The organism is Mycobacterium interjectum, assembly GCF_900078675.2.
In the GTDB taxonomy this organism is placed as follows: Bacteria; Actinomycetota; Actinomycetes; order Mycobacteriales; family Mycobacteriaceae; genus Mycobacterium; species Mycobacterium interjectum.
Map to the genome: position 1 here is coordinate 3,340,906 of NZ_LT546237.1, position 10,673 is coordinate 3,351,578.

11 protein-coding genes and 3 pseudogenes are annotated in these 10,673 nt (G+C 66.5%); 4 read left to right on the forward strand and 10 right to left on the reverse strand.

Annotated features, from left to right (window positions below; translation table 11 throughout):
* Positions 1–7 precede the first annotated feature (7 nt).
* The 4 genes and pseudogenes from BN4348_RS50405 to BN4348_RS50420 form a co-directional block, all read right to left on the reverse strand.
* Positions 8–193 carry a (2Fe-2S)-binding protein gene (locus tag BN4348_RS50405; protein ID WP_066915657.1) on the reverse strand — a complete coding sequence of 62 codons (186 nt, stop codon included), beginning with the start codon at positions 191–193 and terminating at the stop codon, positions 8–10.
* A gap of 9 nt (positions 194–202) precedes the next feature.
* Positions 203–829 (reverse strand): fatty-acid--CoA ligase, encoded by a 627-nt coding sequence (locus tag BN4348_RS50410; protein WP_096866191.1) that lies wholly within the window; start codon positions 827–829, stop codon positions 203–205.
* 10 nt (positions 830–839) lie between these two features.
* On the reverse strand, positions 840–1,535 hold the full coding sequence (locus BN4348_RS50415; RefSeq protein WP_066915659.1) for a twin-arginine translocation pathway signal: 696 nt from the start codon (positions 1,533–1,535) through the stop codon (positions 840–842).
* Positions 1,511–2,014: pseudogene (locus BN4348_RS50420) on the reverse strand (hypothetical protein); the annotation flags it as partial. The gene BN4348_RS50415 and the pseudogene BN4348_RS50420, both read right to left, overlap by 25 nt.
* A gap of 54 nt (positions 2,015–2,068) precedes the next feature.
* On the opposite strand from BN4348_RS50420, the pseudogene BN4348_RS50425 reads away from it, so the two are divergent.
* Positions 2,069–2,551, forward strand: a pseudogene (locus BN4348_RS50425) (thiamine pyrophosphate-dependent enzyme); the annotation flags it as partial.
* Here BN4348_RS50425 and BN4348_RS61800 read toward each other — a convergent pair.
* From BN4348_RS61800 to BN4348_RS50440, 4 genes and pseudogenes are all read right to left on the reverse strand, one after another.
* Positions 2,548–2,676: pseudogene (locus BN4348_RS61800) on the reverse strand ((2Fe-2S)-binding protein); the annotation flags it as partial. The pseudogenes BN4348_RS50425 and BN4348_RS61800 overlap by 4 nt on opposite strands.
* 369 nt (positions 2,677–3,045) lie before the next feature.
* Positions 3,046–4,485 carry a FadD3 family acyl-CoA ligase gene (locus tag BN4348_RS50430; RefSeq protein ID WP_084454434.1) on the reverse strand — a complete coding sequence of 480 codons (1,440 nt, stop codon included), beginning with the start codon at positions 4,483–4,485 and terminating at the stop codon, positions 3,046–3,048.
* Positions 4,482–5,672 carry an amidohydrolase family protein gene (locus BN4348_RS50435; RefSeq protein WP_066915663.1) on the reverse strand — a complete coding sequence of 397 codons (1,191 nt, stop codon included), beginning with the start codon at positions 5,670–5,672 and terminating at the stop codon, positions 4,482–4,484. The genes BN4348_RS50430 and BN4348_RS50435 overlap by 4 nt, the downstream gene beginning before the upstream one ends.
* 91 nt (positions 5,673–5,763) lie before the next feature.
* Positions 5,764–6,186 carry a lipoprotein LpqH gene (locus BN4348_RS50440; protein WP_066915665.1) on the reverse strand — a complete coding sequence of 141 codons (423 nt, stop codon included), beginning with the start codon at positions 6,184–6,186 and terminating at the stop codon, positions 5,764–5,766.
* A gap of 114 nt (positions 6,187–6,300) precedes the next feature.
* On the opposite strand from BN4348_RS50440, the gene BN4348_RS50445 reads away from it, so the two are divergent.
* Together BN4348_RS50445 and BN4348_RS50450 are read left to right on the forward strand one after the other, a co-directional pair.
* Positions 6,301–7,047: an enoyl-CoA hydratase/isomerase family protein gene (locus BN4348_RS50445; protein WP_066915667.1), complete on the forward strand. Its 747-nt coding sequence runs from the start codon at positions 6,301–6,303 to the stop codon at positions 7,045–7,047.
* Complete coding sequence (locus BN4348_RS50450) at positions 7,044–7,469, forward strand: LamG domain-containing protein (RefSeq protein ID WP_066915669.1); 426 nt, start codon at positions 7,044–7,046, stop codon at positions 7,467–7,469. The genes BN4348_RS50445 and BN4348_RS50450 overlap by 4 nt, the downstream gene beginning before the upstream one ends.
* Here the strand turns inward: BN4348_RS50450 and BN4348_RS50455 are convergent.
* On the reverse strand, positions 7,385–8,095 hold the full coding sequence (locus BN4348_RS50455) for a TetR/AcrR family transcriptional regulator (protein ID WP_066915670.1): 711 nt from the start codon (positions 8,093–8,095) through the stop codon (positions 7,385–7,387). The genes BN4348_RS50450 and BN4348_RS50455 overlap by 85 nt on opposite strands.
* Positions 8,096–8,325: 230 nt before the next feature.
* Between BN4348_RS50455 and BN4348_RS50460 the strand changes: the two genes are divergently transcribed.
* Positions 8,326–9,600: a cytochrome P450 gene (locus BN4348_RS50460; RefSeq protein WP_066915672.1), complete on the forward strand. Its 1,275-nt coding sequence runs from the start codon at positions 8,326–8,328 to the stop codon at positions 9,598–9,600.
* Between the two features lie 14 nt (positions 9,601–9,614).
* Here the strand turns inward: BN4348_RS50460 and BN4348_RS50465 are convergent.
* On the reverse strand, positions 9,615–10,673 hold a 1,059-nt coding region (locus tag BN4348_RS50465), incomplete at its 5' end, for a chitinase (RefSeq protein ID WP_211145751.1).

Genomic DNA, 10,673 nt, shown 5'->3' on the forward strand with positions numbered 1-10,673 from the left:
CCCGCCGCTAGGTCGGTCGAGCCGTCCGGTCCGGTGCCGACGATCGCAGGAGCGCCTGGACGGTGCGCCGGCAGCGCCCGCAATCGGCGCCCGCCCCGCACGCCTGCGCGACATCCTTGGTCGTCGACGCCCCCGCCGCGACGGCCTCGGCGACCGTCTGGCTGGTGACGCCGTTGCACAGGCACACGAACATCGGGCGCGCTCAGTCCCCCTCGATGCGCATCATGTCGAAGAACTGCCCGACGAACAGCGGGGGGTAGGCCCCGACGCCGGCCCCCGACATCCATTGCGCCGCGGCGTCCGGGTGTTCGATCCACCGCCGCGCGCCGTCCTCGTCGGGAAACTCCTGCAATATCAGGACCTCGTGCTCGTCGTCGAAAGCCTGGAAAACCCATGTCTTTCGGATGCCGGCGGCGGTGAACCTGTCGATTGCGGAGCGGACCCCGGCGGTCAGCGTCGACACGTCGTCGACGGAGGCGATCGCGCATACCACCACGCCCGGGGCCCCCGGCGCGGCCGGCGGTTGCGGGATGAACCTGTCGACGATCTCGCCGGCGAAGACGGCGGGGATGTCCTCGACGCCGGCCGCGTCGAACCAATCGAAGAAGACCCGCGAGCGCAGCAGTTCCACGATGGGCTCGCGGCTGTGCACCCCGATCATCACCAGTACGCGCCCGTAGTCGTGCGCGGACGTGTACACCAGCACGTGGTGGGCGCCGATGTCGGCGAGTGCGGCCTTGTTGCGCTCGAGCAGCGGCCACACCCGGCCGGGGTCCGGGACACGATAATCCGACGCGATCACCATCGAGTGGATATCGCCGGTCGTCAACGCGCCGACCCTATACCGGGTTGAACGACGAAATCAGCCATCTGCCATTAGCTTTCGTCAGGGTGACCGAAACGCTGCTGTTGGTGAACGTCGGCTCCGGCCGATCCTTGCTCTGCGTGCTCTGGTTGACGAACAACAGCACCACGGCCGAGTCGGGACGCAGCTCCGACACCGCGGCCCGAAGGACCACCGCGGTCGTCTTCACCGCCTTCTGCTTGGCGGCCGGGGCGACGATCTGCTGGGTGAATTGGTCGTAGTAGGACAGGAAGTCGCCGGTCAAATGCGACTTCGCGGAGGAGAAGTCGCGGTCCAGCGTGTCCGGGGAATAGGACAGCACCGCCACCGTTCCCTCGCTGGCGGCCGAGATCGCGGCCTTGGCGGCGCCCGCATCGGTCGCCCGGTCGGGCCGGTAGGAAAACCAGTACAGTCCGCCGAGCAGGGCCAGCGACACGACCACGAGCACCGCCAGCACCGCGGGGACAACCCTTCCCGACGAGCGCTTCTTCGCCCGCGCGGCGAACCGCTTCAGGCGGCCCGGCTCCTTGTCGTAGTCGACGGCTTCGACGCCTTCGGCAGGGTTGACGTCGGCCTGCGTTTCGGCGTCAAGCGTCTCGTCGACCCCTGCGACCTCGGCGGTCTCGTCGACCTCGGCGGCCTTGTGGGCCGATGTTTTGTCTGCGGTCACGGCACGAACTCGACTTTCGATATCTTGAGCTGGCCTCCGTCGCGTGCGACCGTCACGATCAGCCGGTAGCTGCGCGGATCCTGCTTGGCGCCGGCCGCATTCGTGACCTCAGAGGTGGACGCAACCAGCACCACCGCCGAATCCTTGGTCATCGAGTCCAGTTCCACCGCCGCGGCCTGCACGCTGCCTTGCGAAACCACCTTCGACTGCTCCACCACCTTGGTGAAATCGTCGGCCATCTTCAGGAAGTCGTCCTTGAACGATCCGGTGGAGTTCTCGAGGATGCGCTGCACCCCTTGCTTGGCGTGGTTGAAGTCCAGCGACGTCAGCGTCACGACACCCTGGCGCGCCGCGGCGACGAATTCGGCCGCTCGCTGACGCTGCTGCACGGCATCGCGATGCTCTTTGATCATGTATCCGCTGCCCGCCAGCGCGCCGAGGATGACGAGGATCGCCAGGCTGGCGGCGAGGGTGGACCATTTGGGGCGGCGAAGGCGTCCGGAGAGGCGGCGCCGGCGTCGCGCCGGCTGCGCCGCGTCGGCGGACGCATCGNGTTGCCGCAGGGCGTCACCTTCATCGGTCAACCGCTGTGGGGCTCAATCGGTTACACGTTGCCCGCGGCGGTCGGGGCCGCGGTGGCGCATCCGGAGCGCAGGACGGTGTTGCTGATCGGCGATGGGGCCGCGCAACTGACCGTCCAGGAGCTCGGCATTTTCTCGCGCGAGGGGTCGTCCCCGGTCATCGTCGTGGTCAACAACGACGGCTACACCGTCGAACGGGCGATTCACGGAAAGACGGCGCCCTACAACGACATTGTGAGCTGGAGTTGGACCGAGATACCCCGCGCGCTGGGGGTGGCCAACCACCTGGCGTTCCGGGCGCAGACCTACGGCGAGCTCGACGACGCCTTCACCGCGGCGGCCGAGCACCGGGACCGGATGGTGTTCGTCGAGGTCGTCTTGCCGCGCCTGGAGATCCCCCGCCTGCTCGGCCAGCTCGTCGGACCGATGTCACCCGAGGGCAACGCCCGCCGCTAGGTCGGTCGAGCCGTCCGGTCCGGTGCCGACGATCGCAGGAGCGCCTGGACGGTGCGCCGGCAGCGCCCGCAATCGGCGCCCGCCCCGCACGCCTGCGCGACATCCTTGGTCGTCGACGCCNGGCAGTGCTTGGGGTTTCGTCCTCGTTCACCGGAACCGATTTTTCAGCGGCATTCTGGCGGGTGCCCCCGCTCACCGCTCACCAGCCCGGAAACAAGGCTGTTCGTGACTCAATGCCAAACTCCTCTACCGCTTGCCGTCGTGGCAAGTCTGCTTCTGGCCGTCGCCGTTGGGCAACCCTACTCGGGCCACGCGCCGGCGCGCGAGCACTTGCGCCGATATTCTTTTCGCCGCGAATCCCGTACCGACCAGGAGAGCCACGTTATCACCCCCTCCTGAGCGTCCCGCTCATTTCGCGGCGCGCTCGCTGTACAAACGCACAACAAGCTGTGGAAACGGGATTCTCTTATCGGGCATACGCCAGTGCCGCAGGCCTAACTCAGCAAGTCCTTGACCACCTTGCCGGTGGCGTTGAGGGGCAGGGCGTCCAGGAACTGGACCGAACGCGGCACCTTGAAGCCGGCCATGCGTTCGCGACACCAGCCGATCAATTCCTCAGCGCTGACAGCATCTTTCGCGACGATGAAGGCCTTGCCCACCTGCCCGAGCCGCTCGTCGGGAACGCCGATGACCGCCGCCTGCGCCACGGCCGGATGGTTCATCAGGAAGCCTTCGATCTCGGCCGGGTACGCGTTGAATCCGCCGACGATGAACATGTCCTTCTTGCGCCCGACGATGCGGAGCCGGCCCGCGTCGTCCAGGTTGCCCAGGTCCCCGGTGTGCAACCAGCCGTCGGCGTCGATCGCGTCGGCCGTGGCGACGGGGTCGTCGAGGTAGCCCTGCATGACGCCGTAGCCGCGGACCAACACCTCGCCGTCGTCGGCGATGCGCACCTCGACTCCCTCGCAGGGCAGGCCCGCGGTGGTGGCCACGTGCTCGAAGGAATCACCGGGCCGGGACAGGGTCACGTTGCCGGCCTCGGTGAGGCCGTATCCGGTCATCAACGTCTGGAACGGCAATTCGCTGTGGATGCGACGGACCAGTTCGACGGGGATGTCCGCGGCGCCGGTCACGCCGGCCCGCAACGTCGACAGCTTGGCCTTGTCGCGGACCGTCAGCAACGAGTGGTACAGCGTCGGCGGGCCGGGCAGCATCGTGATGCCCTCGCGGTCAATGAGATTCACCACCGCGTCGACGTCGAAAACCGCGACGGGCAGCATCGTCGCGCCGCGCAGGAAGGACGTGACGAGTCCGGCTTTCAGGCCGAACGTGTGGAAGTACGGGTTGATTTGTAGGTACCGGTCGCCCTCGCGCAGGTCCGCAAGCGTCGCCCACTCCTCGTACATGCGCAGCGTCTGACCGTGGTTCATCATCGCGCCCTTCGGGCGGCCCGTCGTGCCCGAGGTGAAGATGATGTCCGAGATGTCGGTGCCGACCGCCGCCCGCTCGAACGGTGAACCGCTGGCGAGGAAGTCGGACTTCAGATCGATGACCGGTATCCCGGCGGGCGCAATGTAGGCCTGGTCCAGAAATCCTTTCTGCACCAGCACGGCCCTGGCGCCGCTCCGCGCGATGACGTCGCCGGCTTCCCCGGCCCTGAACCGGGTGTTCACCGGCACCAGCACGCCGCCCGCGGTGAGCAACCCGAAGGCGGCGATTATCCACTCAGCGGAGTTCGGTGCCCAGACCGCGATCCGATCGCCCTTGTCGACACCTAGGTCCGCGAAGGCCCCTGCAGCGCAACGAATCCGATTGACAACTTCGGTGAATGTCAAGCGCAGCGGACCGTCAACGACCGCCTCCGCGTCGCCGAACCGATCCGCCGCGCTCAAGACCATCTCGGGGATGGTCCGCCATGAACGCGCCTGCGTCACACCGTGACGAGGCGACCGAGGTTGCCGCCCATGATCTTTGCCTGATCGTCGACGGACAGGTGCGACAGCGCGTTGACGTAGAAGGTCGGCTCAGCCAGCCCCTCCGGGTGCGGCCAGTCCGAGCCGTACAAGACCCGATCCACCCCGACGAGGTTGACCAGATCGTCGATGCCGTCCTCGAAGAACGGGCTGACGTGGATGCGGCTCTTGACCATCTCCACGGGGTCGCTCGGGAAGACCTCCGGGGCCTTCCGGAAGACCTCGGCCAGGCCGTCGAGCAGCGGGGTCATCCACTTCGAACCGGCCTCGACGATCGCGACCTTCAGCTTCGGGTGGCGGTAGAGCGCGCCGTGGATCACCCACGAGCCCACCGCGTCCTGGATCGGCCGCCACTCGTTGAGGATGCCCATCGCATTGGTTTGGAACGGCAGCATCTCCTGTTCGGCGCCGTCCCACTCGGAGGTGTACCGGGAGTAGCCGCTGTCGGACGAGTGCATGCCGACCAGCACGTCGTGCTCGACGACCCGCTCCCAGAACGGGTCGAACTCGGGCACCGCGAACGACCGCGGGCCACGAAAGCCGGGGACGGGAGCCGGGCGGACCAGGATGCAGCGCGCACCGCGCTTGACCGCCCACTCCAACTCCTCGATCGCCTTCTCGACGATCGGCAGGGTGATGACGGGGGTGGTGAAGATCCGGTTCTGGTAGTTGAAGCCCCAGACCTCATCGAGCCATTCATTCAGCGCATGGATCAGGACGTGGATGGCGACCGGGTCGTCGCGCAGCCGTTCCTCCAGCAGGCTGGCCAGCGTCGGGAACATCAGGGTGCGGTCCAGACCCAGCTCGTTCATCTTCTCCAGACGCGGGCCGGGCTCGAAGAACGCCGGGATCGCGCGCATCGGCTCACCGAACAGCTCGCGCTTGCTCTTGCCGTCCGGGTTGCCGTACTTGAAGTACTCCTCCCACGCGCCCGGCCGGGCGACGACCTCGAAGGTCGGGTTGGGAATGTAGTTGCTGATGTGGCCGCGGATCGCGATCTTGGTGCGCCCGTTGATCTGTACGTACTGGACGAAGTCCTTGTACTCCTTGGGCAGGAACTTGGTCAGCGCCTCCGGCGGCTCGTAGAGATGGTTATCCGCGTCAAAGATCGGAAACGGGACGTCCTCCCGGTGCGACAACTGGCCCATGAAATCCTCCTTCGCAATTTACGAGAATACTATTCTCTGCGGGCGGCCGACCGCAACGTGCCCCCACGTTCCCGGGCTCGGGCCGTGACGGTCAGCAGGTCGCGACGATTTTGAACGTCGCGGAAGCCGCTTCGCCCGGCTTGTCGGTCTTATAGCCGTTGGCGGTACCGGTGATCGTGAATTTGTCACCGCTCAGGCTCATGTCAGCGTTGCCGCCATCATGCGCCGAGTACATGCCGGTGAAGCCGCCCAGATTCTGGATACGGACCGACTCGGCGGTAAGCGGCTCGGCTCGTTGATCGATCACTACTTTGGCCCCGGCGAAATCGCCGCCGATGTCTATGGTCCGGTACCACTCCAACTGGCTGCACTTGACCACATGGATGTTTGCGTCGTTTCCGTTCACGGTCACCGACGCCGTGCTGGAGATGGGGCTTTGCGGCTTTGGGCTGCATGCGCCGAGGCCGGCCACGGCGAGCGCCGCGGCCGCTACCGCCACGATTCGGTTACGCACTGGCGACCTCGATCCTCGGTGACGAACTTCTGGACCTGCTGCGATGATGTTATTCTCCCCGAAAGAGAATGCCAATATCGGTAATTCGCGGCTTTTTCACTGGAGCGACGACGCATGGTGGACCTCGAGTTCGAAGGCGGGCTGGCGGTGCTCACCATCGATCGCCCGCACGCGCGCAACGCCATCGCGCTGGACACCATGGAGCAGCTGGAGAAGGCGATCGACGCCGCGGCGGGCGCGCGCGCCCTGGTCGTCAAGGGCGCGGGCGACAGGGCTTTCGTCTCGGGCGGTGATCTCAAGGAACTGAGCGCGCTCCGCACCGAAGCGGATGCGGCGGCCATGGCCAGGCGGATGCGGTCCATCTGCGACCAGCTGGCGGCGTTTCCGGCGCCGGTCGTCGCCGCCCTGAACGGCCACGCTTTCGGCGGCGGCGCCGAATTCGCCGTCGCCGCCGACATCCGGGTGGCCGCCGACGACATCAAGATCGCCTTCAATCAGGTGACGCTGGAGATCATGCCGGCCTGGGGCGGCGCCGAACGACTGGCCGCGATTGTCGGAAAGAGCAAGGCATTGCTCCTGGCGGGCACGGGAACCGCGCTCGACGCCGCGCAGGCGGAGCGGATTGGCCTGGTGGATCTGGTTTTTCCGCGCGCCTCGTTCGACGAGGGCTGGCGGTCGGTCGCCCGGTCGCTGGCCCGCTATCCGGCGGCCGAGATAAAAAGGGTAATCAGCGGCGTTTCCCCTGATGAAGCGATAGCATCCTTTGCACGGCTGTGGGTTGCCGACGCACACTGGCAGGCCGCAGAGCGGGTGATGAACCGCACCGCCAGTCCGCGCCCGGCAGCCGAAGGAGCGACATGACGAGCACCGCGAAGAAACTGTTGGGCGTCGGCGCGGCGATCTTGATGGCGCCGACGGGCCTGCTGGTGAACGCCGGACGGGCGCACGCCGACCCGGTATGGCACCAAGTCGTGTACATCGTCTCGTCCAGGAACCCGGCGTATGTCGACATCTTCTACCAGGATCAGGACCCGACGGTGTTCTCCGACTACAGCCACAACCCGTACGCGTTCACCCCGCAGGTGCACGCCGATGTCGGCCCCGGTAAGCCGTGGGTGCAACCGGTGAACCTGTTGAACCCGGATCAGTGGGCGATGGTCACGGTCACGACCGGGCGCGAACCGGGGGACCCCGGCATTCAATGCGACCTGTCGGTCGACGGCAAGGTCGTGGTGTCCAAGGTTGGACCCAAGGGCGCACTCTGTTCGCTGCGGACCTGGTGAACCACCCAGGTGGCCGGTATCCCTGCAACGGGCCGCGGCTCGCCTTCCAGCCGCCGCAGGTAAGTCTCGACCAGCTCCAAGGTTTCGGCGTGCCCGCCGGAGATGCCCACCGCCTGCTCGAGAACCAGGAACCGCGACAGGCTGGTCATCAGGACCGTCCACACCACCGGCGGCACGTCCTGGCTTTCCGCGCCGTAACGCTGCAGGGCGGCGGCCACCACCTGGCGTTGTTCCTCGCGGAAGCGTTCCGCGTAGTAAGCGATTTCGGCCCGCATCTCCTTGCGATGGTTTGCCAGCGCCATGAATTCCATCGAGATTCGGGTGAAGCCGGGATCAGTGCCGAACCTCCACAACGCCCACAGCGGCTGGGGGCATTGCAGCGCTCGCGCCTGCGCCTGAAGCCCTTCTTCGGCGCGGCGGCGGAAGACCTCGAGGAACAGCTCGTCCATGGTGCGGAAGTAGTAGTGCACCAGTTGGGGTTTCAGCCCCGCCCGGCTGGCGAGCCGGCGCGAGGTGACGGCGGCGTAGCCCTCTTCGAGCATCAGCTGCTCGGCCGCGTCGAGCAGCAGGCCGCGGTTCTTCGCGTCCGGCGCCCCGATCCTGCGGGCCACGGAAGCAGGTGTCATGCCTTGACTCCACACTCTCGACGCACTCGCGACATCCCAGTGTCGACCATGCCTGATCGTAGCCAGATCGTCGCGCCGCCCATGCGCGGCGATCTTGACCCTGACAATACCGCCATGCTAAGCAAGTGCTCAGCACTTCATGGATAATGGACATCTGACTCGGGCGGGCGCAGAGTCTCGCCGCTGACTCATCATTCGGCCGAGAGCCGGCTCTTGGAGGCACGCACGACATGAGCAACTTCGACACGATCGACTTCTTCACCGATCAATCGCTGGTGCCCGACCCCCACCCCTACTTCGACTACCTGCGCAACCAGAACCCGGTGCTGCGGCTGCCGCACCACGGGGTCGTCGCGGTCACCGGCTACGAAGAGGCCACCGAGGTTTACAAGGATCCCGACACGTTCTCGAACATCGTCGCGCTCGGCGGGCCGTTTCCCCCGCTGCCATTCCAGCCCGAGGGCGACGACATCGGCCCCCAGATCGACGAGCACCGCAGCTACTTCCCGATGAACGAGCACATGGTGACCATGGATCCGCCGGACCACACCAAGGCCCGGTCGGTGCTGGCCAAGCTGCTCACCCCGAGCAGGCTTAAGCAGAACGAGGAGTTCATGTGGCGCCTCGCCGACCGCCAGCTGGACGAGTTTCTGGTCAACGGCGAGTGCGAGTTCATCAGCGAATACTCAAAGCCGTTCGCCACCTTGGTGATTGCCGATCTGCTCGGCGTCCCGGAGGAGGACCACAAGGAGTTCCGCGTGGTGTTGGGCGCCGACCGCCCCGACGCACGGGTGGGCGCCCTCGACCATGAGAGCGTCGGCATCAACCCGCTGGAATGGCTCGACGACAAGTTCTGCTCCTACATCGAGGATCGGCGCTCCGAACCGCGCAACGACGTGCTGACCTCCCTGGCGACGGCGAAATACCCGGACGGGTCCACACCCGAAGTCATCGAAGTGGTCCGTTCCGCCACCTTCCTTTTCGCCGCCGGGCAGGAAACCACGGCCAAGCTGCTCAGCGCCGCGCTCCAAGTGATCGGCGACCGACCGGACATCCAGCAACAGCTGCGCGATGACCGCAGCCTCATCCCCGGGTTCATCGAGGAATCGCTGCGGATGGACAGTCCAGTGAAAAGCGACTCCCGCCTGGCCCGCAAGGCCACCAGGGTCGGCGGCGTCGACATCCCCGCCGGCACCGTCGTCATGGTGCTGCCGGGCGCGGCCAACCGCGACCCGCGCCGGTTCGACAACCCGCACGAATTCGACCTCCGCCGCAAGAACGTCCGCGAGCACATGGCGTTCGCGCGCGGCGTGCACTCGTGTCCGGGTGGGCCGCTCGCCCGGGTGGAGGGCCGGGTCTCCATCGAACGCATCCTGGACCGGATGGGCGACATCAAAATCCACGAGGTCAAACACGGGCCGGCCGGCGACCGCCGATACACCTACGAGCCGACGTACATCCTGCGCGGGCTCAGCGAACTGCACCTCACCTTCACGCCGAAGTAACCCGTCGCCTCGGGCTAAGGTCCGCTACCGATCTGCTCGAAGATCCCCGAGAACTCGAACGGGGTCTGTGCGATTCCGCTGCCGTCGACGGCATCGACGGCGCCCAACGTGCCGGTGATGTCGCGGGGGAGCTCCCACATGGACAGCTCGCCGATGTCGTTCTGCTGGGCGAAGGTGGTCAGCTGCTGGGCATTGGCGAGGCTGAAGATTTCGCTCGGGTCGTCGTTGATTCCGATCAGGGGCGTCACCCCTAGCATGCGCCACACCTGCTGGCTGGTCATCGACGGGTAGAGCGTCATCAATTGGCCATGCGTGGCCGTCGCGGCGTCGATCGCATACACCCCCATGCCGGAGTTGCCGGTCTGGTCGAAGCCGTTGCCGTAGTCCATGGCCATGACGTTGACGCGGGATACGTCGACGCTGTTGGCGGCCGCGATCTGCAGAACGTTCAACCCACCGCCCTGCCCGGCGACCAGACCGGTCGGCAGCACCGGAAGCGTGTACGAGACCGTGACGGGCGTCCCGTTGGCGGCCTCCTGCTGCTGCAGCATGGCGATCGCCTTCGCCTGCGTGGTCAGCGCGGGAGTGTCGGACTGCAACCCGCCTTCGACGTCGAAGTCCAGGTTGTAGATCTTGTAGGTGTTCACCACCGACAAGTAGTCCTGCTCCAGCGCGGTGGGGGTCTGCCCGTTGACCGCGGACAGATCCGTGCCCGCCTCGCCGCCGAAGGAGATGGTCCCGTTGATGCCCGCGGTGTGCATGTTGGCGATCTGGTTGTTGATGTACGAGATCTGCGAGCCGCCGTTGATGTCGTACGCCGAATAGCCGCCCCAGGAGGGTTGACCGTTCGGGTCCGCTGTGATGAATGCCAGCGTGGCGTCCTTGACGCCGGCCTGGCCGGCGGACGAGAAGTCGTATCCGTTGGGCCCGGGGTAGAGCGTCACGTCGACATAGGGCGAGTACACGCCCGAGGAGGTCCCGCCGGTGCCGCCGCCACCGCCGAGGCTGGTGCCGTCGTGGCCCTTGGTGCCGTTGGCCCCCGCCTGGCCCAACACCGCCGAACCCTGGCCCTT